The organism is Nocardia sp. NPDC059177 (assembly GCF_042755165.1).
Classification (GTDB): domain Bacteria; phylum Actinomycetota; class Actinomycetes; order Mycobacteriales; family Mycobacteriaceae; genus Nocardia.
The window spans coordinates 1-24321 of record NZ_JBHZBX010000004.1 but is presented as its reverse complement, the minus strand read 5'-3'; the positions used below and the strand labels follow the sequence as shown (position 1 = coordinate 24321).

21 protein-coding genes and 1 pseudogene are annotated in these 24321 nt (G+C 68.6%); 9 read left to right on the top strand and 13 right to left on the bottom strand.

Annotated features, from left to right (window positions below; all coding sequences use genetic code 11):
• Position 1: 1 nt before the first annotated feature.
• On the bottom strand, positions 2-1501 hold the full coding sequence (locus ACFXK0_RS06490) for a CoA-acylating methylmalonate-semialdehyde dehydrogenase (protein WP_379408824.1): 1500 nt from the start codon (positions 1499-1501) through the stop codon (positions 2-4).
• A gap of 208 nt (positions 1502-1709) precedes the next feature.
• Here ACFXK0_RS06490 and ACFXK0_RS06485 point away from each other — a divergent pair, with 208 nt between their 5' ends.
• Positions 1710-2858 (top strand): acyl-CoA dehydrogenase family protein, encoded by a 1149-nt coding sequence (locus ACFXK0_RS06485; protein WP_379408823.1) that lies wholly within the window; start codon positions 1710-1712, stop codon positions 2856-2858.
• Positions 2859-2905: 47 nt separating this feature from the next.
• Here ACFXK0_RS06485 and ACFXK0_RS06480 read toward each other — a convergent pair whose 3' ends face one another.
• Positions 2906-5335, bottom strand: coding sequence for a 2Fe-2S iron-sulfur cluster-binding protein (locus ACFXK0_RS06480; RefSeq protein WP_379408822.1), 2430 nt, complete (start codon positions 5333-5335; stop codon positions 2906-2908).
• Positions 5336-5472: 137 nt separating this feature from the next.
• Here ACFXK0_RS06480 and ACFXK0_RS06475 point away from each other — a divergent pair, with 137 nt between their 5' ends.
• Entirely contained in the window at positions 5473-6036 is a 564-nt protein-coding gene (locus ACFXK0_RS06475; protein WP_379408821.1) for a TetR/AcrR family transcriptional regulator, read from the top strand.
• Between the two features lie 53 nt (positions 6037-6089).
• Positions 6090-6878, top strand: coding sequence for a GTP pyrophosphokinase family protein (locus ACFXK0_RS06470; protein ID WP_379408820.1), 789 nt, complete (start codon positions 6090-6092; stop codon positions 6876-6878).
• Here the strand turns inward: ACFXK0_RS06470 and ACFXK0_RS06465 are convergent.
• Positions 6871-7344 carry a MarR family winged helix-turn-helix transcriptional regulator gene (locus ACFXK0_RS06465; RefSeq protein WP_379408819.1) on the bottom strand — a complete coding sequence of 158 codons (474 nt, stop codon included), beginning with the start codon at positions 7342-7344 and terminating at the stop codon, positions 6871-6873. The genes ACFXK0_RS06470 and ACFXK0_RS06465 overlap by 8 nt on opposite strands.
• A gap of 148 nt (positions 7345-7492) precedes the next feature.
• Between ACFXK0_RS06465 and ACFXK0_RS06460 the strand changes: the two genes are divergently transcribed.
• The 5 genes from ACFXK0_RS06460 to ACFXK0_RS06440 all read left to right on the top strand — a co-directional run bounded on the left by ACFXK0_RS06460 (position 7493) and on the right by ACFXK0_RS06440 (position 12145).
• Positions 7493-8896 (top strand): sensor histidine kinase, encoded by a 1404-nt coding sequence (locus ACFXK0_RS06460; RefSeq protein WP_379408818.1) that lies wholly within the window; start codon positions 7493-7495, stop codon positions 8894-8896.
• Between the two features lie 17 nt (positions 8897-8913).
• On the top strand, positions 8914-9555 hold the full coding sequence (locus ACFXK0_RS06455; RefSeq protein WP_379409173.1) for a response regulator transcription factor: 642 nt from the start codon (positions 8914-8916) through the stop codon (positions 9553-9555).
• Positions 9556-9611: 56 nt separating this feature from the next.
• Positions 9612-10226: a class I SAM-dependent methyltransferase gene (locus tag ACFXK0_RS06450; RefSeq protein ID WP_379408817.1), complete on the top strand. Its 615-nt coding sequence runs from the start codon at positions 9612-9614 to the stop codon at positions 10224-10226.
• A gap of 71 nt (positions 10227-10297) precedes the next feature.
• The gene (locus tag ACFXK0_RS06445; RefSeq protein ID WP_379408816.1) at positions 10298-11434 is read left to right on the top strand and encodes an AI-2E family transporter; all 1137 of its coding nucleotides are present in this window, start codon (positions 10298-10300) and stop codon (positions 11432-11434) included.
• A gap of 84 nt (positions 11435-11518) precedes the next feature.
• Positions 11519-12145, top strand: a complete 627-nt coding sequence (locus tag ACFXK0_RS06440) for a TetR/AcrR family transcriptional regulator (RefSeq protein WP_379408815.1) — start codon at positions 11519-11521, stop codon at positions 12143-12145.
• Here ACFXK0_RS06440 and ACFXK0_RS06435 read toward each other — a convergent pair.
• From ACFXK0_RS06435 to ACFXK0_RS06420, 4 genes are all read right to left on the bottom strand, one after another.
• A complete protein-coding gene (locus ACFXK0_RS06435; protein ID WP_379408814.1) occupies positions 12094-12765 on the bottom strand; it encodes a hypothetical protein in 672 nt (223 codons plus the stop codon). The genes ACFXK0_RS06440 and ACFXK0_RS06435 overlap by 52 nt on opposite strands.
• 54 nt (positions 12766-12819) lie before the next feature.
• Positions 12820-13884, bottom strand: a complete 1065-nt coding sequence (locus tag ACFXK0_RS06430) for a lipocalin-like domain-containing protein (RefSeq protein WP_379408813.1) — start codon at positions 13882-13884, stop codon at positions 12820-12822.
• A 17-nt stretch (positions 13885-13901) separates the two neighbouring features.
• Complete coding sequence (locus ACFXK0_RS06425) at positions 13902-15185, bottom strand: oxygenase MpaB family protein (protein WP_379408812.1); 1284 nt, start codon at positions 15183-15185, stop codon at positions 13902-13904.
• Between the two features lie 96 nt (positions 15186-15281).
• Entirely contained in the window at positions 15282-17093 is a 1812-nt protein-coding gene (locus tag ACFXK0_RS06420) for a multicopper oxidase family protein (RefSeq protein ID WP_379408811.1), read from the bottom strand.
• Between the two features lie 172 nt (positions 17094-17265).
• Between ACFXK0_RS06420 and ACFXK0_RS06415 the strand changes: the two genes are divergently transcribed.
• Complete coding sequence (locus ACFXK0_RS06415) at positions 17266-18909, top strand: FAD-dependent monooxygenase (RefSeq protein WP_379408810.1); 1644 nt, start codon at positions 17266-17268, stop codon at positions 18907-18909.
• A gap of 6 nt (positions 18910-18915) precedes the next feature.
• Here the strand turns inward: ACFXK0_RS06415 and ACFXK0_RS06410 are convergent, their stop codons facing one another.
• The 6 genes and pseudogenes from ACFXK0_RS06410 to ACFXK0_RS06385 all read right to left on the bottom strand — a co-directional run bounded on the left by ACFXK0_RS06410 (position 18916) and on the right by ACFXK0_RS06385 (position 24035).
• Positions 18916-19884, bottom strand: a complete 969-nt coding sequence (locus tag ACFXK0_RS06410) for a glycine betaine ABC transporter substrate-binding protein (protein WP_379408809.1) — start codon at positions 19882-19884, stop codon at positions 18916-18918.
• A complete protein-coding gene (locus ACFXK0_RS06405) occupies positions 19881-20618 on the bottom strand; it encodes an ABC transporter permease (RefSeq protein WP_379408808.1) in 738 nt (245 codons plus the stop codon). The genes ACFXK0_RS06410 and ACFXK0_RS06405 overlap by 4 nt, the downstream gene beginning before the upstream one ends.
• On the bottom strand, positions 20615-21895 hold the full coding sequence (locus tag ACFXK0_RS06400; protein ID WP_379408807.1) for an ATP-binding cassette domain-containing protein: 1281 nt from the start codon (positions 21893-21895) through the stop codon (positions 20615-20617). The genes ACFXK0_RS06405 and ACFXK0_RS06400 overlap by 4 nt, the downstream gene beginning before the upstream one ends.
• Positions 21892-22536, bottom strand: coding sequence for an ABC transporter permease (locus ACFXK0_RS06395; protein WP_379408806.1), 645 nt, complete (start codon positions 22534-22536; stop codon positions 21892-21894). The genes ACFXK0_RS06400 and ACFXK0_RS06395 overlap by 4 nt, the downstream gene beginning before the upstream one ends.
• Before the next feature lie 140 nt (positions 22537-22676).
• Positions 22677-22811 (bottom strand): annotated as a pseudogene (locus ACFXK0_RS06390) (taurine catabolism dioxygenase); the annotation flags it as partial.
• Positions 22812-22937: 126 nt separating this feature from the next.
• Positions 22938-24035 carry an RNA-guided endonuclease InsQ/TnpB family protein gene (locus ACFXK0_RS06385; RefSeq protein ID WP_379408804.1) on the bottom strand — a complete coding sequence of 366 codons (1098 nt, stop codon included), beginning with the start codon at positions 24033-24035 and terminating at the stop codon, positions 22938-22940.
• Positions 24036-24321 lie beyond the last annotated feature (286 nt).

Sequence of the window (24321 nt, the reverse complement as noted above, 5' to 3'; positions counted from 1 at the left end):
GTCAGTCCATCGTCGGGATGACGAACGCGTTGGATTCCTTCTGGCCTGCGGGCCAACGCTGGGTCACCGTCTTGGTCTTGGTGTAGAAACGGATCGAGTCGGGGCCGTGCTGGTTGAGATCACCGAAGCCCGAGCCCTTCCAGCCACCGAAGGTGAAGTAGGCGATCGGCACCGGGATCGGCACGTTCACGCCGACCATGCCGACCTGCACGCGCGAGGAGAAGTCGCGGGCGGTGTCACCGTCGCGGGTGAAGATGGCCACGCCGTTGCCGTACTGGTGGTCGTTCACCAGGCCGAGGGCTTGTTCGTAGTCGCCCGCGCGGACCACGGTGAGCACCGGGCCGAAGATCTCCTCCTGGTAGATCCGCATGTCGGCGGTGACCTTGTCGAACAGGCTGGCACCGACGAAGAAGCCGTCCTCGGCGCCGTCCACGGTGAGGCCGCGGCCGTCGACGACCAGTTCCGCGCCCTCGTCGACACCGATCTGGACGTAGCCGTTCACCCGGTCCACGCCGTCGGCGCCGACCAGCGGACCGAAGTCGGCGCCCGCGTCGTCGGAGCGGCCGACATTGAGCTTGTTGACCTTCTCGGTCAGCTTGCCGATCAGCCGATCGGCGGTCTCCTCCCCCACCGGCACGGCCACCGACAGCGCCATGCAGCGTTCACCGGCCGAGCCGTAGGCGGCGCCGATGAGCTGGTCGGCGACGTCGTCGAGGTCGGCGTCGGGCATCACGATCGCGTGGTTCTTCGCGCCACCGAAGCACTGGGCGCGCTTGCCGTTGGCGGTCGCGGTCTCGTAGATGTATTGGGCGATCGGGGTCGAACCGACGAAGCCGACCGCTTTGATCCGCGGGTCGCGCAGGATCGTGTCGACGGCTTCCTTGCCACCGTTGACCACGTTGAACACCCCCGGCGGCAGACCCGCCTCGAGGAACAGCTCGGCCAGCCGCAGCGGCACCGACGGATCGCGCTCGGACGGCTTGAGCACGAACGCGTTGCCACAGGCCAGCGCCGGACCGGCCTTCCACAGCGGGATCATGGCCGGGAAGTTGAACGGGGTGATACCGGCGACGACACCGAGCGGCTGACGCATCGAGTACACGTCGATGCCGGTGCCCGCGCTCTCGGTGTATTCGCCCTTGAGCAGGTGCGGGATACCGACGGCGAACTCGATGACCTCGAGGCCGCGCTGGATGTCGCCCTTGGCGTCGGCGATGGTCTTGCCGTGCTCCGAGGACAGCAGCGCCGCGAGGCTGTCCATCTCGTCGTTGACCAGGGTCAGGAACTTCATCAGCACCCTGGCGCGCTTCTGCGGGTTGAACGCGGCCCACACCGGCTGCGCGGCGGCGGCATCGGCGATCGCGGCCTCGACCTCGCCGGCGTTCGCCAGCGGCACCCGGGCCTGCACCCGGCCGAGATTCGGGTCGAAGACGTCACCGAAGGCGCCGGAGGTGCCGGAGACGTGCGCGCCGCCGATGAAATGAGTCAGTTCGCGAACCATGCCAGTCCTGTTCGTTGGGGGTGCGCCCGAGCGCATAGTTGGAGGTGATCCAATAGTTGGATGTCCAAGTACTTCATACCATGGCGGACTGTTGACAGATTGTCAACAAGTTCGGCATCGCTATGAAATCACTCTTCAGGGACTATTGACAGATCGCCAACAGGATGTCCACTCTGGTGCTGTCCATCCACAACGAGGAGAGAACTCGATGAGCACCGTCGACACCGACGCCGACGCGGAGCTGCAGGGCCTGGCCGAGCTGGCCCGCGCCTTCTTCACCGACACCGTCGCACCCCACCGCGAGGAATTCGCCGCCCAGGGATACCCCAGCCGTGAGGTCTACCGGCAGGCCGGTGAGCTGGGCCTGCTGTGCATGTCGGTGCCCGAGGAGTACGGCGGCGGTGGCGGCACCTTCGCCCACGAGGCCGTGCTGTTCAGCGAGCAGGTCAAGGGCGGCGATTCGTCCATGCAGCTGGGCGTGCACACCGGCATCGTCCCGCACTACCTGCTCGCCTACGCCACCGAGGAGAACAAGAAGCGCTGGCTGCCCAAGCTCGCCTCCGGCGAATGGATCGGCGCGATCGCGATGACCGAGCCCGGCACCGGCTCGGACCTGCAGAACATCGCCACCAAGGCGGTCAAGGACGGTGACGACTACCTGATCACCGGCGCCAAGACCTTCATCTCCAACGGCCGCAACTGCGACCTGCTGATCATCGCGGTCAAGACCGACCCGACCCAGGGCGCCAAGGGCGTGTCGCTGGTCGTGGCCGAGGTCTCCGACGACACCCCCGGCTTCGAACGCGGCCGGCTGCTCAAGAAGATCGGCCAGAAGGGCCAGGACACCACCGAGCTGTTCTTCGACGGACTGCGCGTACCGCAGGCCAACCTGCTCGGCACCGCCGAGGGCCAGGGCTTCATCCAGCTCATGCAGCAGCTCCCCCAGGAGCGGCTGATCTGTGGTGTCGCGGCCGCGGCGGCGATCGAGGCGGCGGTCGAGGAGACCCTCGCCTATGTCAAGCAGCGCAACGCTTTCGGTAAGCCGCTGTTCGCGATGCAGAACACCCGGTTCGAGCTGGCCGAGTGCGCGACCATCGCCGAGGTGGTGCGGACCTTCGTCGATTCCGCGGTCGAGAAGCACCTGCGCGGCGCGCTGGATGTGAAGACCGCCGCGATGGTCAAGTACTGGACCACCGATCAGCAGTCCCAGGTGATCGACCGCTGTGTGCAGCTGCACGGTGGCTACGGCTACATGGAGGAGTACCCGATCGCGCGGATGTGGGCGGACGGGCGCATCGCGCGGATCTACGCCGGTGCCAACGAGGTCATGAAGGACCTCATCGCCCGCTTCCTCTGATCCCCCACTGTGCCCCGCGCCCTCGGGTGCGGGGCACAGTCGTGCGGTCAGGGTGCGAAGCGGAGCGCGACGTCGTCGGAGGCCGGGCGGGTGCGGCAGGCCAGGACGTATCCGGCGGCGGTCTCCGCGTCGGTGATCGCCAGCAGTGGGTCCTCGTCCATCTCGATCTGCCCGGATTCCACGGTGGCGCGGCAGGTTCCGCAGGAACCGCCGAGGCAGGAGTACGGCAGGTCCTCGCGGCGGTCGAGGGCGGCGTCGAGGATGGACCGGTTCCTCGGCATGTCGAATTCCAGCGGCGGACCGTATCCGGTGACGGTGACGCGGCTGATCGGCGCGTCCCCGGCCGGCGCGCTCGGGGTGCCGGTCTCGAAGAGTTCGAACTGGATCCGGGAACGATCGACGCCGCGCTCGGTCAGCACCGTGACAGTCTGGGACACCAGCTCTTTCGGACCGCACAGGAACCAGTGGTCGGCGCCGGCGAGCGCGGCCGGATCGATCCGGCCGCGCCGGTAGATCACCTCCTGCGTCGATCGGGGCAGGGTGCTCGTGCCCTGTCGCGAGAGCTGATGGCGCACCCGCAGGCGCCCCGGGAAGCGATCCACGAGTTCGTGCAGCCGGTCGGCCAGCATGATGTCGGTGGCGACGCGGTTGCCGTAATACAGGACGAAGGTGCTGTGCGGTTCGGTGCCGAGCACCGCGGCGATGATGGCGGCGATCGGGGTGATCCCACTGCCCGCCGCGACCGCCGCGTAGCTACGGCGCGCCGTGGGATCGAGCACCGGGGTGAACGCGCCGGCGGGCTCGCCGACGTAGAGCGCCGACCCGGCGATCCTGCCGTCGACGACGTAGGTGGAGAACGCACCCGCGTCCTGGCGTTTCACGCCGATCCGCAGCCGGCCGGCACCGGGCGCATCACAGAGGGAGTAGCTACGCCGGATCGGTTCGCCGTCGCGGATGCCGCGCACGACGAGATGCTGGCCCGCGGCGTACCGGAAGTTGCCGGACAGTTCGGCGGGGACGGTGAACTCGACGATCGCGCTGTCGCGGGTGTCGCGCACGACCGAGCGGACGGTCAGCCGGTGGAAGCCGCGCGCCGGTCCGTACGGGAGCGGGTCGAACGAGGTGCTGTGCCGGGTCCGCAGCGGGGCAGTGAGCAGCTGCCGGGCCTGGTCGAGGCCGACGCCGCCGAGGGCGGTGGCGGTGTGCGCCAGCGTCTCCGGATGCAGGACCGCGGTCGGCCGGTCCAGCAGCCCGGCGATGCGCGCGACCGCGCGACCCACCCGCTCGTCGCGGGCCCCCGCCGCCAGCCCGATCCCGGCCAGGTGCCCGGCCAGCCGCATCCGGGTCTGTCCGCTCGCGTCGACGTGTGGCATGGCCAGGTCGAACAGTTTGGTGATCAGCCAGGCGTCGTCGATGGCCGTGGCCGCGGCCCGGAACCAGCGGCGGGGCAGCTCGTGGTTGCCGTCGGCCAGGACCGCGCGCAAGCGCAGAGCCTGCAACGCGGAGACCGTCATTCCCTGGCCGAAAGCGGGGCTGAAGCTGCACACGGCGTCACCGAGGACGAGGAGTCCGTCGGGGAACCGGGTCAGCCGCTCGTAGCGACGCCGCTGGTTGGCCAGGTAGCGGTAGGTGGCGATGTCGGTGAGCGGTTGGGCCTCCACCAGCGCCCGGCGCACATCCGGCGGGGCCACCGAGGCGGCGAAGCGCCAGTAGCCGTCGGGATCGGTCGGCGGGTGGTCGTTGCCGTAGCCGATCAGGGTGAGCAGATGCCTGCCGTCCTCGACCGCGAACATCGCCAGCCCGCGGGCCGGGTCCTGCTGGGAGACGATGATCTCCTTGCCGTCCACCGCGCCGGCGGGCAGCCGGACATTCCGGCTGGCGTACATCATGTCGATCCGCACGCCTTCCTCGGCCGGACGCTCGTAGCCCAGGTCGGCGAGCCAGTCCCCGATCGGCCCGTGCCGGCCCAGACAGCTGACGACCAGATCGGCCGAGAGCTCGCCCAGCCCGGCCACCCGAACGCCGCGCACCCGCCCGGCGGCCCGGTCGTAGTCCAGTCCTTCGACCGTGTGTCCGTCGAGCACCACGACGTTCGGCAGGGCGCGCACACGTTCGCGCACCCGCCATTCCAGGAAGGGCCTGCTCGCCTGCAGCACCGAGTACCCGCTGTCGGATCGGCGCAGCGTGTGGCCCGACAGCGACATCCGCATCTCGCTCAGCGCGCGGCACTCGACCGCACCGTCGGCCAGCAGTTGCCCGGTCAGCCCGGGAAACAGCTCCTCGAAGATCTGCGTTCCGCGCGCCAGCAGTGCGTGCACGTGCCTGCCCTGCGGCACCCCGCGCCGGTCCCCCGGCGCGGACAGATCGTCGCGCTCGACCACGGTGACCTGCGCGAAGCTCTCGCTCAGTATCCGCGCGGCCAGCAGCCCGGCCATGCTCGCGCCCAGCACCACCGCATGGGTTCGCTCTTGTGCCACTTCGCCCTCCGATATCGTTGTCCGGCGTCCGCACGACCGATTCGCCGCAGCACCACCGTGCGACTCTTCGGTAGATTAGTCTCAGCATGTAGCGGGGTGTCAAGAGATCCCCTGGCCCGATCGGAGTAGAAAGAGCCATGACCTCCTCGACCCGGTCCATCGACGAACTCCTCGACACCGCCGTGGACCTGATCGCCGAATCCGGCCTCGACGGGCTGACCCTGACCATGGTCGCCGAGCGGGCCGGCATCTCACGCGCCACGGCCTACCGTGAACTCGGCGACAAGAAGGCACTGATCTCCGCGCTCGGCCGCCACGAGATCGGGCGGATGGTCGCGGCCGCCTACGGCACACTCGACCTGTTCGAACCCGTTGCCGATATCGCCCGATCAGCGACCCTTTTCGCGCTCGAATACCTCCGCACGCACGCGGCATTCACCTACCTGCGCAACCACGAACCCGCCTGGCTGCTGACCATCGCGATCCGCCACGATCAGTCCGAGCGCAATCTCGTCGAGACCGTCGCCACCTTCGCCGAACCACTCGTGGCCGCACGCGGCGACACCGCGCTCGCGCTCCCCCCGCGCCAGGCCGCCGAGGTCATCGTCCGCACCGTCCTGTCCCACGCGCTCCTGCCCGACAGCAGTCTCAGCGACGAACAGGTCGCGGACACGGCCGCCCGGGCGATCACACGACCGTGAGATGAAATCACCAGAACGTCTCGCCATTCGGTCGCCAGGCACAATGGAGCTCGATGAAACCCTGGCAGCTGGACGACACGACCGACCTCGCTCCGCTCGGAAACGGCGAGCGGGTCGACGTCGACGATCTGTGGGCACTGCGTGAACAGTTCGTCGACTTCATGCTCGGCTACAAGTTCGCGATAGACGAGGTCACCACGAAGATCAATATCCTGCGCGAGGACTTCAACAACGCCCACGAGTACAACCCCATCGAGCACGTGCGGTCGCGGCTCAAATCGCCCGAGAGCGTGCTGGAGAAGGTGCAGCGCAAGAACTACGCGATGAACCTGGCCTCGATCCGGGCGAACGTCCTCGACATCGCCGGGGTGCGGGTGGTGTGCAGCTTCATCTCCGACATCGGGGTCATCAAGGACATGCTGGCCGGTCAGGAGGACATCACCGTCCTCGAGGAGCGCGACTACATCACCCACCGCAAACCCAACGGCTACCAGAGCCTGCACCTGATCGTGTCGATTCCGGTGTTCCGCTCCGACCGCACCGAACGGATCCCGGTGGAGATCCAGATCCGCACCATCGCGATGGACTTCTGGGCCAGCCTCGAGCACAAGATCTATTACAAGTACCGCGGCGAGGTACCGCCGAACCTGCGCACCGATCTCGCCCAGGCCGCCGAGGTCGCCACCCAGCTCGACGAGACCATGGAGGCCCTGCACCGCCAGGTCGACCGCGGTACGCAGGCCAGGAAGGCGACCCCCGACTCGCTCGACCTGAGCTTGCTGTACCACAACCTCACCGCCGACCAGTCCAGCCGGCGCCGTCCCGGCGATCCGCTCAGCTGATCCGGTCGTCGGCGCCGCGCGCGGCGATGTCGTCGACCGACTGCTGGAAGGCCTCGGCCGCGCGGTGGAAGTAGTCGAAGAGCAGCGCGCGCTGCTCCGGGGTATAGCTCGCCACGATGTCGGCGATGCGGCGGCGGGCCGGCGCCAGCACGGCGTCCAGATCGGCGGGCTGATCGACGGGTTCGACGATCACTTTGCGGCGATCGCCGGGGTCGGCGGCGCGCCGCACGTAGCCCGCCCGTTCGAGCCGATCCACCAGGCGGGTGGTCGGGCCCGTGGTCAGGCCGGCCCGCGTCCCCAATTCGCCGGGGGTCATCGCGCCACTGAGCTCGAGGATATTGAGCGCGTACAGGTCCGTCGCGCCGAGGTCGACGGCCTTGGCGCCCGCTTGCGCGTGCAGCACCACCGAACTCAGATACCGGCGGAAGATCGCGCCGGGATCGCTTCCGCGCCCAGATGTCGACAAGGATCCGTCTCCCTCACATGCACTCGGTACAGCAGATACTTCTCCGAAGAAGATAACCTTCCAGGGAAGAAGGGTGTAGCTGGCCACACCTTGGATTCGGTGGACAGCTCGATCGAGAACTCGACCCACGACGACAACCATGGAAGTCATGACCGAGAAACCCGCCGAGCCGACCCTGGTCCTCGACCCCAGTGGTGAACCGACCCTCGCACCGGCCGCCGTACAGCCCGCATCGAGCCCCGGCACGCGCGTGCCCGATGTGCTCGGCGCGATCCTGCGCGCCCCGTTCCAGGCCAGGACCTGGAAAGAATTCGCCTACCTGATCCTGTCGTTCGTCCTCGGCTGCGTGGCCGTGTGCTATCTGTTCTTCGGCTTCGGCGGCGCGCTGTATCTCTCGATCCTGCTCGTCGGTATTCCGCTGCTGGCACTGGTCCTGCTCGGCGGGCGGGTGTGGGGACGGGTCTATCGGGTCCTCGGCCGGGAACTGCTCGGCGCGACGGTCGAACCGCCACCGGACTTCGCGCCGCAGCAGGGGTTCTTCGGGTTCCTGAAGAGCGCGTTCACCGATCGGGCGAGCTGGCGGGCGACACTGTTCCTGGTCGCGCAGTCGGTGCTCGGCGTCGTGGTCGGCTATGTGCTGCTCACGGTGATCGCCGTCGTCGGATTCACCGCCGTCTCCCCCCTTCCGTGGGCGCTGCTGGATCCGGTCCAGGTGGACGAGAACGGCGTCGAACACCACAGCCTCGTCCAGTTCGGTTCGTTCTACGTCGACACCTGGCCGCGCGCACTGGCCATGTCCGCCGTCGGCATCATCGGGTGCTTCGCCCTGCCCTGGCTGATCCGCGCGGTGTGCTGGCTGCACCGGATGCACACCGTGCACCTGCTGGCCGCGACACCGCGCGATCATCAGCTCGCCGAACTGCGCGCCAGCCGCCGCGCCGCCGTGGACGACGCCGCCGCCACCCTGCGCCGGGTCGAACGCGACCTGCACGACGGCACCCAGGCGCGACTGGTCACCATCGCCATGGCACTGGGCCGCGCCGAGGAACGCCTGGCCGTCGGCGGTGACGCCCGCGATCTCCTCGCCGACGCGCACGCCTCGGCCAAGGAAGCCCTGACCGAGCTGCGCGAACTGGTCCGCGGCATCCATCCGCCCGCCCTCGAACTCGGCCTCGGCCCCGCGCTGGAGACGCTGACCGCACGCTGCGCTGTCCCGGTGACCCTGAAGGTGAATCTGCCGAAGCGCCCCAGCCCGGCCATCGAGGCGATCGCCTACTTCTCCGTCGCCGAACTGCTCACCAATGTGGTCAAGCACGCGCGGGCGAGCCGCGCCGAGGTGTCGGTGCTGCCCGACAGTATCCGCACCATCACGGTCACCGTGCGCGACAACGGCATCGGCGGCGCACCCCGCCCGGGGGCGGACACCACCGGCAGCGGCCTGACCGGGCTCGCCGCCCGTGCCCAGGCCGTCGACGGATCACTGAACGTGCACAGCCCGGCAGGCGGACCCACCGTGATCACCCTGCTGCTGCCGACGGCGGGCCCGCAGTGACCGCCGCGCACGACTCGCTGCGGGTGGTGATCGCCGAGGACAACGCCATCCTGCGCGACGGGCTGGCCGGGCTGCTCACCGAACGCGGCCACGAGGTGGTCGCCATGGTCGGCGACGCGACGACACTGAGCGAGGTGGTCGGCACCCACGCGCCCGATGTCGCGGTCGTGGACGTCCGGATGCCACCGACCTTCACCGACGAGGGCCTCCTAGCCGCCATCGAACTGCGCCGGAAGTACCCGCTGACCGGCGTGCTCGTGTTCTCCCAGTGGATCGAGACCCGGTACGCGACCGAGCTGCTCGCCGGTGGCGCCGGCGGTGTGGGCTATCTGCTCAAGGACCGGGTCGCCGATGTCCGCGATTTCGTCGACGCTCTGCACCGGGTCGCCACCGGCGGCACCGCCCTCGACCCCGAGGTGGTGAGCCAGCTGATGGGTGCCTCCCGCCAGCAGGATTCCCTCGCGCGGCTCACCCCGCGTGAGCGCGAAGTCCTCGAACTGATGGCGCAGGGCCTGACGAACAACGCCATCGCCGCGGCCCTCTCGGTCACCGAACGCGCGGTCGAGAAGCACATCGGCAATATCTTCACCAAGCTCGATCTGCCACCCTCGGACACCCGGCACCGCCGGGTGCTCGCGGTCCTGCGCCTCAAAGGGTGAACCGTCCCGCCTAGGGTGGGCCGCAACAGTGTTGTCGAATCGCGGAGGAGACGAGCATGGGCGCGTCGTCGAACGAGCGCACACCGAGCGGGTGGGAGGAACTCACCGCCGCCGATCCGAATCATTCGGCCTGGTACGTGCAGCGGTTCCGGACGCTGGCCGCGCAAGGCCAGGACATCGTCGGCGAGGCCCGGCTGATCGATGCGATGCTGGCGCGCGGCAGCCGGGTGCTCGACGCCGGCTGTGGACCCGGCCGGGTCGGTGGCTACCTGCACGCCGCCGGGCACACGGTGGTCGGCGTCGACATCGACCCGGTGCTGATCGAGGCGGCGCGCACGGACTATCCGGGACCCACCTGGCTGGTCGGCGACCTCGCCGAAGTGGACCTGCCCGATCCGGGTTTCGATGTCATCGTCAGCGCGGGCAATGTGCTGACCTTCGTCGCGCCGTCGACCCGGCCGGCGGTGCTGTCCGGCTTCGCCCGCCACCTCGCGCCCGGCGGCCGGGTGGTCACCGGCTTCGGCGCCGACCGCGGTTATCCGTTCCCCGAGTTCCTCGCCGATGCCGCGGCGGCCGGTCTGTCGGTCGATCTGCTGCTCTCGACCTGGGACCTGCGCCCGTTCACCGACGACGCGGACTTCCTGGTCGCGGTCTTCTCCCGCGGCCAGTGAGCACCCGCCGGCGATGATCGTGCGCGGGTCGGTACCGGGGTGCGGGACCGACCGGGGTGACACTGGGAGCCGTGGACACCGAATCCCCGGAGAACCCACCGCGCACGCGCGCCCGGATGCCGCCGTGGCTGCCGCGCGCGATGGCGCTCGGGCTGGTCTTCTTCGGTCTGTTCCTGCTGGCCGACTGGGCTTTTCATCGGCTGCTCGGTCTGCTGATCGTGCTGCTGGTGGCCTTCTTCATCGCCCTGGCCATGGAACCCGCCGTCGCGCTGCTGGTGCGCCGCGGGCTGCCGCGCGGCCTGGCCACCGCCCTGGTCTTCGTCGGCACCTTCGCCTGCGTGCTGGCCTTTCTCGCGGCGCTGGTCACCCTGCTGGTGGAGACGGTGACGAATCTGGCGCACGAGTCGCCGCGGCTGCTCGACGACGGCATCGGCTGGGTCAACCGCGCGTTCGGCCAGGACTTCACCCCGCACGACCTGAGTCAGCGGCTGCTGCGCGAGTCCGACCTGATCGAGGGCTACGCGCGCACCGCCGCCGACAATGCCTGGGGTGTGTCGACCACGGTGCTCGGCGGGCTGATCCAGCTCCTCACCATCGCCCTGTTCAGCGTCTATCTCACCGCGGGCGGGCCGAAGGTGCGGCGCACGGTGTGCTCGCTGCTGCCCCCGGACCGGCAACAGAGCTTCCTGCACGCCTGGGACCTGGCTATCGACAAGACCGGCGGCTACCTGTATTCGCGGGTGCTGCTGGCCATCGTCTCGGCCGTCGCGCACGGGGTGTTCCTGGCGATCCTCGGCATTCCGAACGCGATCGCGCTGGGCATCTGGTTCGGCGTGATCTCCGCGTTCATCCCGACCTTCGGCACCTACATCGCGGCGATCCTGCCGGTGTTCGTCGCCTTGACCGTCGACCCGCTCGACGCGGTCTGGATCATCGTCTTCGCGGTGCTCTACCAGTGGATCCAGGACTATCTGCTGCAACCGCGCATCACCGCGCGCACCGTCGATGTCCATGCCGCGATCGCGCTGCTGGCGGTGCTGGCCGGTGGCGCGCTGCTCGGCGCGGTCGGCGCGCTGCTCGCCATCCCGGCCACGGCGACCGTGCAGGCGTTCCTGTCCGAGTACGTGAAACACTATTCGGTGACCGAGGACCCGCGCATCGACCAGACGACCGCGCGCCGCAAGCGGCCACCGCCGGCGGCGGACTGAACCCGCGACCCCTGCCCATACCTTTTGGTAGGTTCAACTGTACGACCGAGTACGGTCTGTCCGCGATGCCGAGAGGAGACGACCATGACCGACGAACCCGGGAGCTCCCGGCCGGCGGCGCCGGTGTCCAAGCGCAAAGCGGCGGCGGCGCGCGGGGCGGCGCGCAGGCTCGGCGTCGAGGACTGGACCGCCGCGGCGCTGGGTGTGCTGCTGCGCGACGGTGTCGGGGCCATCACCATCGCCAAGGTCTGCGATGAGCTGGGGGTGACCAAGGGCAGCTTCTACTGGCATTTCGACGGCATCGATCAGCTGCTCGAGACCACGGCGCAGTTCTGGTGCGCCGATCAGAACGACGCGGCCCGCGGATTCCACGACCTCGACGACCTCCCCGTGCAGGAACGCCTGGACCGGATGGGCGGACTGCTCACCGGCGAACGAGTCTGGCAGGTCGAGCTCGCGGTTCGCGACTGGGCGCGCACCAACGCCAAGGTGGCCGACGCGGTGAAGGCCCTCGACCAGCGGATCTTCCACACGCTGTCCAAGACGCTCATCGAGATGGGGTTCTCGGCCGAGCAGGCGGAGATGCGGGCCGGTCTGATGTGTTTCGCCGGTATCGGTTTCGTGCACGGCAACCAGAACCTGCCGGTGCCGACCGCGGATCAGCGCCGCGAGTTCTTCCGGTTCATCACCAGTTCCGAGCCGCGCAGTTGACCGGCTGATCCGCGGCCCGCCACAACGAGTTCGGCACCGGTGAGCGCGACGATCATCACCGCTTCCCCGGCATTGCCCAATGGCGGACAGGCCACCGCCGCGCCGGAGGCGAGGATCAGCGCCACGATGCCGAACACCGGGAAACGCAGCCCTTCTGCCCGCCACAGCACCACACCCGCCGCCAGCAGCACCGCGGTCACCACGAGCGCCGGAATCGGCACCGCCGGATGCTCGCCCGCGTAGCGCACGGTGTCGGCGAAATGGCGCGGCACCAGCCGCAGGTGCACGAGTTCGCCGAGCACGCCCCACGCCACCAGCAGCACCGTCAGCACCACACCGGCACGGCGCCACCGGGTACTCGCGCCGACGCGATCGACCGCCCACAGCACCAGCAGCGGGGTGAGCAGGGCGTGGCCGGCGAATCGGCCGACGCTCAGCGCGTGCAGCAGTGACCCTTCACCGATCAGCGCGCCGAGGGCGAAGATCGCCGAGTCGTAGGCGATGCCGAGCCCGACCAGCCCGAGGATCAGAACGCGGGCTTCGCGGCGGGTGCGCGTCCACAACGCGACCACGCACACCAGCTCGATCCCCGCGACGACGAGCAATGCGGCCGACACCATGACTACCTCCAGATCCGCACCGAGACTACGACACCGGCACCCGGATCGCCGCGGTCATGTCAGCGCGACCAATTCGTGCAGCGTCGTTCCACCGCGCCGCTCGGTGCCGCTGCCGGTGTGCACGGTCAGCTCGAAGGTGGACTCGAACCGGAAGTAGCCGGGGTGCCCGACCAGCCGGTGCACCAGCGGCTTGGCCAGGCGCGAACGCACCACCGGCAGATCGTCGAGCAGGTCGTGGGCGTGGATGACCCGCTCCACGTCCAGGCGCAGTTCGAGCTGGTCCGGCACCCGCAGTTCGACCCATTCGGGGTAGGTGCGACCCGCCGTGGCGTCGAAACGCGCGGGACCCTCGGTGAGCAAGGTCTCGCCGGTGGAGAGCACGATGTCGGTGTGGTGGGCCAGCATCAGCGGGTTGATCTCGTGGCCGCCCTTGCTCTGCTGGGTCAGCACCGAGGCGAACAGCAGTGAGTAGTCCTCGACGTAGAGCCGCCCCCAATGCCAGCGCTCGATGATCTTCTTCATGTCGCCGACGCCCCAGTTGTGGTCGTGGTACCCACGCCCGGTGACCTCATGACGCACGCCGTCGAGCTCGATCGCGCCACTCACCCGCGCCCGCGGCGCGGCGACCATCCAGCCGAAGGAATCCTTGGCGCCGAAGCGGGTTTCGCCCTTGCCGGGCATCCAGCTGGGCACCTCGTTGTGGAACTGCAGGTCGAAGACCAGGCCGTCCTCGGCCATCCGCAGATGATGGGTCGGCAGGCCGTCGTCGCGGAATTCGGTGCGCGCAGTATTGGCACCGACCCGCACATCGCAGGCATCCGGCGAGAAGGAGGTCGCCGAATGCGGATACCGCTTCGACACCTGGCGGCGGGTGCCGTCGGGGGCGTACACCATCATCTCCACCCACGGCCGGGCCAGCGGCAGGTCTTCGGGGCGGCGCTTGGTGAGGAACCCGATCACCACGTGACCGGTGTCGAGGTGCGCGTCGAAGTACCAGTGTTCGAAGGCGAGCTTGCTCGGTGAGGCGTGTAACCCGTTGTGGCGCGGCTCGACCGGGGTCAGTTCGCCGTCGCTGCGGCCCGGCCCGTTCCATACTTCGACGATGTCTGCGGTGGTCATGGCTGCTTTCGGTGGGGTCATCGGCGCAGGGCGCCGCTGGCGTCGAAGGCCGCTTCGCGACCTTGCATCTGGGCTCGGTACCAGTTCTCGCGATGGGCCAGCATCAGTTTCTCGTGTGCCCGCGCGAACGGCGGGCAGAACCGGCGCACGAGCTCCATCACGGTGATCAGCGGGAACCGCAGCACCGGGATGAGGATCCACGGGAAGGCGGGCGGCATCGTGTAGTGGCGGCGGGTGCCGGGCGCCATGTACATCGCGGAGTACACCGAGTTGATCCGGAAGTTGTACTTCTCACGCAACCGGGCCAGGCCGCGGTGCCCGTCGCGAGGCGCGAAGGCCGCCGGATACGACTCGATCAGCTCGGTCCCGTGCTGACCGGCGTCGTAGGAGCGCGAGGCGATGGTCATCGCCAGCACGCGCAGGCCGTCGAGGACGGTGTCGGGATACCAGCGCAGCCGCACGCCGAGCAGATGGCCCATGTACTTCTGGAAGTGCAGCAGCGCACGGATTTCCGACGGGGTCGTCTGATAGCCCAGGGCCCACAGGCCGAGGCCGGGTGTCACGCTGCCGGCGAGCAGGGTCAGCATCTGGTAGGTCTGGCTGATCGGCAGGCCCCAGCGTTCGATATCCCATTCGGGATGGCCGCCGACCTTCGCCCGCACCGAGACATGCATCACCCGCACCTTCAGCGCGGTGGCCCGGCCCGCCGAGCCGGGAGTGAGCAGGGCGTCGCGCGCGGAGACGTCCATCCAGAACCGGCAGGTCTCCAGGAAGCGGCGCAGGGCACTGTCACCGGCGTAGCCACCGGCCAGCGACAGCGGTGTCGCGACCGCGGCCTCGGTGTACATCTCGAGAGTTTCGGCGCCGGCGAAGCTGAACAGCATGGTGCCCCAGCGCCGCCAGATCGCCGCGCCCTGTTCGACCAGTTCGGGGACGACCCAGTCGGGCACCGTCTCGAACTCGGCGAACAGCGCGCGCATGGATTCCGGCGCGTCCGGTACCGCGTCGATGCCCTCGGTCAGCGCCGTCTCCAGCATCGCCCGCCCGGCCTTCGGCCCGATCTCGCCGTGCATCACCTCGGCGACGAAGCGCTCGGCGACCGGGTCACCGCTGAACAGGTCCTCGCACAGGGCGATCGCCTGCTCGTCGGTGGGGAACAGCCGCTGCCTGGTCACGGTCTCGAAAACGCGCTCGACCCGGCGCACCAGCGGGGTGTCGCGCGCCTCCCAGTAGCGAAAGGCGGTGGGGCACTTCACCGGTGGCCCGGCGGGCTCGACCTGGCCTTTGACGGATTCGACCACTGCCGCCCTCCTGATGTGAGCATGTCCGTTCGCTGACTGCGATCGGCTCGACCATACTACGCCGAATAGTGTTCAGTACCTGAAAGTATGGAACCGTCACGGCACGATGCGGTACTTCAGCATCATGTCGTGGTCCTCGTGATCGAGCAGGTGGCAGTGCCAGACGTATCCGCGCAGGTCGTCGTGCTGATGACCAGCATGGTCGGTGGTCCGATGCCCGGTGTGCGTGTCCGCGCCCGCACGCTCGGTCACCGCCCGGCGCGGGAACGGCGCGTCCGGGTCGAAGCCCAGTTCCGCCGCGGTCGGGAACCGGACGATGATGCTGGTGACGGTGCCGCCGTCGACCCGCACGATGTCCTTGTGGCCCGCTTCCCACGGCTGCGGCGCCACCATCGGCCCGGCCAGGAACCCGTCCGCCGGCGGCGCCCACTTCTGCCCCACCGGCGGCTGCGGATGGGCCAGCTGGTAGTCGACGGTGCGCAGCGGCGTCCGGCCGAGAATCCGGAAGGTGACCAGGTGCAGGTGGATCGGATGCGGGTCGGGGGTGATGTTGACGATGTTCCACTGCTCGACGGTGCCCTGGCGCGGCAGCTCGATATCGGTGCTGGCGAAGGTGAGATTGTTCAGCGACATGATCGCCGGCGGCACCCGCAGCTCGTAGGGCTGACTCACGGTGACGGTGCGGATCACGGTCGGTGTCTCGATCGGCGGCAGCGGCGGCGGCAGTCCCGGCCCGCCGCGCAGACGTTCGGGCACCCCGCCGGCGAAGCCCGGCCGGTCCTCGACCCGGAACTGGCAGAAGCGCGGCATCGCGACCTCGCCGAGGATCGCGGCCTGGAAGACCGGCGCCTCGTCGTTGCGCAGTTCCACGGTCTCGCCCGGGGCCAGTTCGGCGAAGTCGACCAGCAGGTCGACCCGCTCCCCCGGTGAGAGCCGCAGTTCGTGCGCGGGGACCGGCGCGTCGAGCAGGCCGTGATCGTTGCCGATCACCCAGAACCGCATCCGGTTGCCGAAGAACAGATTCCACACACTGAACGACGCCGCATTGAGCACCCGGAACCGGTAGAGGCCGCGCGCGACGGGCAGATACGGCCAGATCTTGCCGTTGACCACGCCGATGTCACCGACGGCGCCACCCTCCCAGCTACCCTCGGGCACGATCGGGGTCGACCGGACCGACTGGTGCCCGTCGGCGGTGAACAGTTTCTCCTGCAGGACCAGCGGTACCTCGAACTCGCCGGCCGGCAATCCCAGGGGGTTGCCGGGTTCGCCGGTGTCGAATTCGTCGCGCAGCAACAGCATTCCGGCCAGACCCGCGTAGACGTTCACGCGGGTGATGCCCATCGCGTGGTCGTGGTACCAGAGGTGACCGGTGTCCTGGACCAGGGGGAAGTCGTGGTCGATGTCGCCACCGGGATAGACCAGCTGTTCGGGATGCCCGTCGCTGCCGGGTGGCGTCACGCCGCCGTGTAGGTGCAGCGACGAGGGCGGCTCGGTCCGGAAGCTCTCGGCGACGCCGTGCAGGCTGGTGTCCATGTCGGCGGCGAGCGGATGGGTGGTCATCCGGTTCGCGAATCGCAGGTGCAGCGGGGTGCCTGCCCGATGTTCGATGGTCGGGCCCAGATAGCTCATGCCGTTGTAGCCCAGCGAGGGCGAGGCAGGCAGGTCGCGGTGGAAGCGGTGGGTGGTGGACTCCGCGACGAGTTCCAGGCGCTCGCCCCGCGTCACGGGCAGGCGCGGCAGTTCGTCGACGAACGGCTCGACCGCCGGGGAGTGGAACAGCAGCGGGCTGCGTACACCCGGCGGCGTGGCCGGTGCCGCCGCGGCCTGCGATTCCCAGACCATCGCGCCGAGCAGTCCCGCCCCGGCCGCGCGCAGGAACCGGCGGCGTTCGATCGGATGTTCCATGTTCGAGAACCCTTCCCTGGCTGCGTCGTCGCAGGCACCGCGGGAGCGACCATACCACCGAGTACAGTTGCCAGTACTTCACTGGATGTCAGCGGGGATTCCGCTGGTCGACGCCAGGCGTACGATCAGCGGACAACATGAGGCGGGGGCTTCCACAGTGAGGTGATGTCGCATGTTCGAGACCGATGTGCTGATCGTCGGCGCGGGTCCGGTGGGTCTGGCCGCCGCGATCGAGGTGGTCCGGCGCGGGGTGCGCTGCCGGATCGTCGACGCGCTGACCGAACCACCGCACTACGCGAAAGCCGTCGGCATCCAGCCCCGCACGCTGGAACTGTTCGAGGCGATGGACATCCTGCGGGAGGTCTTCGACGCCGGGATCGTGCTGCGCGGGCAGATCGTGTACGTCAACGGGGCCGAGGCGGACCGGCTCGAGCTGGCCCTGCCCCCGGAGGTGCCGTTCGGGTTCCTCGGGCTCCCCCAATACGAGACCGAGCGGATTCTGCGGCAGCACCTGGCATCACTGGGGACGCGGGTCGAGCGCGGCGTGCGGTTGACCGGGTTCACCCAGGACGACGACGGCGTCGACGCCGTGCTCACCGGCCCGGACGGTGCGCACACCCTCCGCACCCGGTATCTGGTCGGCTGCGACGGTGCGCACAGCACCGTCCGCAAGACGCTCGGCTTGTCCTTCGAGGGCGCGGCCTTCGCCGAGCAGTACATGCTCGGCGATGTCGAGCTGGACTGGTCGCAGCCGCACGGCTACAACATCCGGTCGATGCATCGCACGGACGGCGTCACCGACGATGTCCTGGTGTGTATTCCGCTGCCCGGCAGGCAGCGCTACCGGGTGTCGATGCGGGTGCCGCCGGAACTCGAGACCTCCGGCGACGGAGACCGGATCGAGCACGGACTGGCCACCGGCCCGGGACCGTCGCTGCGCGATATCCAGTCGGTGCTCGACCGGCTGGCGCCCGAACCGACGACCGCCTCACATCTGCGCTGGTCCTCGCTGTTCCGGATCAGTCACCGCATCGTCGACTCCTACGGCCGCGGACGGGTTTTCGTCGCGGGCGATGCCGCCCACATCCACCCGCCCACCGGCGCTCAGGGCATGAACACCGGCATCCAGGACGCGCACAATCTCGCCTGGAAGCTGGCGCTGGCGGTCGCCGAGGTGGCCGCGCCGTCGCTGCTGGCGAGCTACGACGCCGAACGCAGACCGGTCGGTACGGAGGTGGTCGACCGCACCGTGCGCGACGCCGAGGAGGGCGTCGGCGCCGGCGAATCGGATCCCGAACGGGTGCTGCTGCGCGAGGCCCAGTTGCTGATCGACTACCGCGACAGCCCGATCGTCACCGAATCCCCCACCGGCGCGGCCGCTCCCACCGCGGGCAGCCGCGCGCCCGACGCGATCGGTCTCACCCGCGACGGTGTGGCGTCGGCCTTCCGGCTGTTCCCCCTGCTCGCCGGGCCCGACCACACGCTGCTCTGGTATGCCGGCGACACCTGTGACGCGGCTGCGCTCGGCGAGATCGAGCGCCATGTGACGCTGCTCGGCAAGCTCACCGACGACCACCTCGACACCTATCTCCTGGCCACGCCGGAAGCCGCTGTCGCACCGACGATCCTGCCGGTCATCCGCGACAGCGACGGTGACTTCGCCCGGCACTACCACTGCGCACCGGGCGCCGCCTACCTCGTCCGGCCCGACGGCTATCTCGGTTACGCGGCGTCGCCCGCCGCCGCGGACGACCTCGTCCGCCACCTCGGCGCGACCTTCGCCCCGGCGCCCGAAAGTGTCCTCGGTACGGCCTGATCCGGCCTATTCGATCAAGTTCTCGCTCTTCAGCCAGTCGAAGGCGACATCGGCGGGATCTTCCCCGTCGATGTCGACGCGGCCGTTGAGTTCCTGCATGAGTTCGTCGGTGAGGCGTTCGGAGATGGTGCCGAGAAGCTCGCGCAGTTCGGGGTGCGCCTCGATGACCTCCCCGCGCACGACCGCGGTCCCGCTGTAGGGGAGGAAGAACTTCTCGTCGTCGGCGAGGACGGTGAGATCCAGGTTCTTCACCCGGCCGTCGGTGGTGTAGACCATGCCGAAATTGCAGGGCTCGCTCTTGGCGGTGGCGGTGTAGACGACACCGGCGTCCATCCGGGTGACATTGTCGGAGGGCACGCCGTTCGGGTCGTTGTACGGGATCCCGTAGGTCTGCAGCATCGGGAGGAAACCGTCGGAGCGGCTGAAGAATTCGTCGTCGACGCAGAAGGTGCGATCGGCCACCGGCAAGGCGGCCACCTCCGACAGCGATGTCACCCCGAGCCGTTCGGCGGTGGGTGCCGAGGCGGCGAAGGCGTAGGTGTCGTTGAAGTTGGCCGGCGGCAGCCACTCGAGGTCGTGGTCGGCCTTCTCGACATCGTGGACGCGCTGCCACAACTCCTGCGGGTCGGCGATCGTCTCGGTCTCGTTGTGATAGTTGACCCAGCCGGTGCCGGTGTACTCCCAGAGCACATCGGCGTCGCCGTTGAGCTGGGCCTGGCGCGAGGACGCCGAACCCGGCGCGCCGGTCAGGTCGGTGACCGACGCGCCCGCCGCCGCCAGGTAGGTCGCGGTGATCTTGCCCAGCAGTACCCCCTCGGTGAAGCTCTTCGAGGTCACGACCAGGTCGGCACCGTCGAGTGGCCGGTCACCGCCGGGCAGGCTCGCGTCGTGGAAGGTACCCGAGGAACTCACCAGTCCGCAGCCGGCGGCCAGCGCGAACGCCGCGACCAGCCCGATCAGCCGTGCTCGTCTCATGAGACACCTCGGGGGGTCGCGGCCAGTTCGACGAGCCGGCCGAGCCAGTCGATGATCAATGCCAGCAGCCCGACCAGGACGGCGCCGGAGATGAGCAGCTTGGGCAGGAACAGGGTGACGCCCGTCGTGATCAGGGTGCCCAGGCTGGTCGCGCCGATGAAGGTGCTCAGCGTCGCGGTGCCGACCAGGATGACCAGGGCCGTACGCACACCGTTGAGGATCACCGGCACCGCCAGCGGCAGTTCGACCCGCACCAGTGTGCGCGCCGCCGAGAACCCGATGCCGCGCGCCGCCTCGATCGTGCGCTGATCCACCTGGCGCAGCCCGACGATGGTGTTCTGCAGGATCGGCAGGATCGCGTACACGACCAGGCCGACGATCGCGGTCCGGAATCCGGTGCCGAGCCAGAAGGTGAACAGCACCAGCAGGCCCACCGCGGGTGCGGCCTGACCGATATTGGCCACATTGACCGCGACCGGTTCCAGCCGTTTCAGCGCGGGCCGGGTGAGCGCGATACCGAGCGGGATCGCCACCACGACCACGATCAGGGTGGCGACCACGGTGAGCCGGATGTGTTCGCCGATCGTGGTCTGCAGGTTGTCCCAGCCCAGGGAGGCCTGCTCGGTCGCGGTGAACGTGGTCGACCGGTACCACAACAGGTAGCCCAGGCCGATCACCACGATGATCATCGGCTCGAACCACACGTCGATCGGGACGCGGCGCAGCCGGTTCACGACGGTTCGGCCGTTCCGGGTTCGTCGTCGGCGGCGACGACCGGGGTCGGTGTCGGGTCGGACCCGTCGACGTAGGTCTCGTAGGAGGATGCGGTGTCGGCGGCGTGCCCCTCGGCCAGCTTGGTCTGGATCACCTCGGTCACCGACCCGATACTCAGCGAGCCGACGACCGCGCCGCGCCCGTCGGTGACCAGGGTGGCGCCCTGGCTGGCGGCCAGCATGGCGTCGAGCGCGTCGTTGAGCGTGGAGGACTGGGCGACCACCGGCAGCCTGCGGTCCAGGTAGTCGGAGACTTCCGGCTTGCTCGCCACCTCGGTCAGCGACGGCCACGACCGCGGGCGGCCCGACTCGTCGACGACCACCACCCAGGTGTGCCCGGCGGCTTTCGCCCGCCCGATCACCGTCGGCGCCGCTTCCCCGATCCGGGCGGTGGTGACCGGGTCGTAGTCGACATCGCGGACCCGCGAGACCGTGAGATAGGCCAGTTTCGCGCCGGAGCCGACGAATTCCTCGACGAACGGGGTCGCCGGGTCGGTGAGGATCTCCTCCGGGCGCGCGTACTGCTCGATGTGCCCGCCCTCGGACAGGATGAGTACCTTGTCGCCGAGCTTGGTGGCTTCCTCGAAGTCGTGGGTGACGATGACGATGGTCTTGCCGAGTTCGTGCTGGATCGCGATCAGGCTGTCCTGCAAGCGAACCCGGGTGATCGGGTCGACCGCGCCGAACGGCTCGTCCATCAGCAGCACCGGTGGGTCGGCGGCGAGCGCGCGGGCAACACCGACGCGCTGCTGCTGGCCGCCGGACATGTCCTTGGGCAGCCGGTCGGCGAAGGTGGCCGGGTCCAGCCCGACCAGGTCCAGCAGGTATTCGGTGCGTTCGGCGATGCGCTGCTTGTCCCAACCGAGCACCCGCGGGATGGCGCCGATGTTCTTGGCGACCGACCAGTGCGGGAACAAACCACCGGACTGGATGACATAGCCGATCGACTGGCGCAGCTTGTCGGGGTCTTCCCGGGTGACATCGCGGCCGCCGATGAAGATCCGGCCCTCGGTCGGCTCGATCAGGCGGTTGATCATCTTCAGTGTGGTCGTCTTGCCGCAGCCGGACGGCCCGACGAACGCGACGATGTCGCCGGCCTCGATCTCCAGGTCGAGGCGTTCGACGGCGGGCTTGTCCTGGCCCTTGTACCGCTTGACGACTCCGTCGAGGGTGATCGCCGCACCGGTCACCGTGCGCTGCGGGGTCACCGGGGCGGGCTGGCTGGTCACATCGGTCATGACAGTCCTTCGGCGATGGTGAGTCGTCCGAGCAGGACGAGGAGCGCGTCGAACACCAACGCGATCGCGACGATGAGGATGGTGCCGGTCAGCGCCATCTCGAGAGCGTTGGCGCCGCCCAGGCGGGACAGGCCGTTGAAGATGAGCGAGCCGAGCCCGGGGCCGAGTACATAGGCGACGATGGCCGCGACACCGACGATCATCTGGGTCGAGACCCGGATGCCGGTGAGGATCACCGGCCAGGCGATCGGGAACTCGACGGTGAGCAGGATCCGCCCGCGCGACAAGCCGATTCCGCGCGCGGATTCGATCACCGAGGCCGGCACCGAGCGCAGGCCGACGATGGCGTTGCCGATCACCGGCAGCGCGGCGAAGAACGCCAGCATGATGAACGACGGGACGACACCGAGCCCGAACGGCACGAGCAGCAGCGCCAGCAACGCCAGCGACGGGATGGTCAGCGCGACCCGGCTGGAGGTGAGTGTGAGCGCCGAGGCCAGCGGCAGCCGGTAGACCGTGACCGCGATGAGGATCGCGACGACCGTCCCGACCAGCACTGTCTGGAAGGCCAGGGAGGCGTGCTGATAGGTCAGGAAGCTCAGCATCTCTCCCCGCCCCCGGACATAACTCCACAAATTCACGGGAATCCCCTCGTCGGGCCGGGCCGGTCGGGACCTGGGCGCGCGTGATCACCGGACGTGCGTGTCGACGAAGGGTAATCCATCCCGGGCACCGGTCCGGGGACCCGAGGCTCGGCAGGTGTTGCGGTGGTGGTCAATTCCTAGGCCGCACGCTGCCAGGGGGCCCGCACATAGGGCGCCGCGTCACCGGCGATCACCGTGCTGGAGGCGCCGTCGACACCGACGGGGATCTCCCCGGCCAGGGTGATGCGGGTCAGCCTGCGGTGTTCGCTGCCGTGCTATTCGTCTATACACGGATGCTCTGTCTCGAATTGACGGCCACTTCCCTGAAGGGGAGATTCCTACCAGCGCCCTCACAGGCGCTCTCGGTGGGTTCCTGTTTCACAGGGACGTGCCTTCCGCTAGGCGGCAGGACTTACAGTCCCTCCGCAGGCGTTTAGCCTCTCCGCCCGTCCGGCGGCGAGGATGTTCTTCGCGGCGTTCAGATCACGGTCGTGGACCACCCCACACGAGCAGGCCCATGTACGCACCGACAACGGTTTCGATCCGTCCACCCGCCCACAGTCCGAGCACATCTGAGTCGACGGGAAGAACCTGTCGACCTTCACCACCATCCGCCCGTACCGGGCAGCCTTCTCCAGCAACATCCGGGTGAACATGCCCCACCCAGCATCATGAACCGACTTCGCCAACCTAGTCCGCGCCAAACCCTTCACACACAAATCCTCGACATACACCGCTTGGTTCTCGCGGATCAGTGTCGTGGAATGTTTGTGTGCGAAATCGCGTCTGGCGTCGGCCACCCGCACGTGGGCCTTGGCGACACGAATACGTGCCTTGTTCTGATTCTTCGAACCTTTGTCCTTGCGGGACATAGCTTGTTGCGCTTTCCGCACACGCCGTTCGGCACGGCGAAAGAACTTCGGGGAGGTGATGGTCTTCCCGTCCGAGCAGACCGCGAACGTCGCGAGTCCGAGGTCGATACCGACTTCGGTGTCGGCCTCCGGCAACGGGGCCGGATCGACCTCGACAACGAACGAAGCGAAGTATCGTCCGGCCGCGTCCTTGACAACAGTCACACTCGACGGCTCCGACGGCAGCTCGCGAGACCAGCGGACTTTCACGTCGCCGATCTTCTGCAGGCGCAGCTTCCCGCCAGCGGTGACGGAGTGGGCGCCTCGGACGAACCGGATCGTCTGCCTATTGTCGCGACGCGACCTGAACCGGGGTGCCCCCAATTTGGGACCCTTGCGTTTGCCGGTGATCGAGGCGAAGAAGTTGCGGTAGGCGGTGTTCGCGTCAGCGAGAGCCTGTTGCAGCACCACCGACGATACTTCGGTCAGCCATGCACGCTCGGGTGTCTTCTTCACCGCGGTCAGGGCTTTCGACAGTTCGCCGTCCTTCGGGTACGGCAGTCCGTCCCGCCGGGCCTGCTTGCGTGTGGCGATCGCGTCATTGTAGACGACCCGCGCGCATCCGAACGCACGCGCCAGTGCCATCTGTTGCCCCGGGGTGGGGTTGAGGCGGTACTGGTATCGGAGGTACACACCATAAAGATAGCAATAGCCTATGGCTGACTGCAACCGTGTTTCGTACTGGTAGACACTGTGTTTCGTCCTCCGCGCTCGCCTGGTTCTTGTCACCGAGCATCGGCATCGCGTGTTCACCGGCGCGCACCTCGAACGCATGGTGAGGTGCCCGAAGTTCTTCGGACAGTGGCCCAAAGTAGAATTTGGGTAACTGAACGGAGTTGTTGTGGCACAGAAGAAGTCGCGTCAGTTCAGC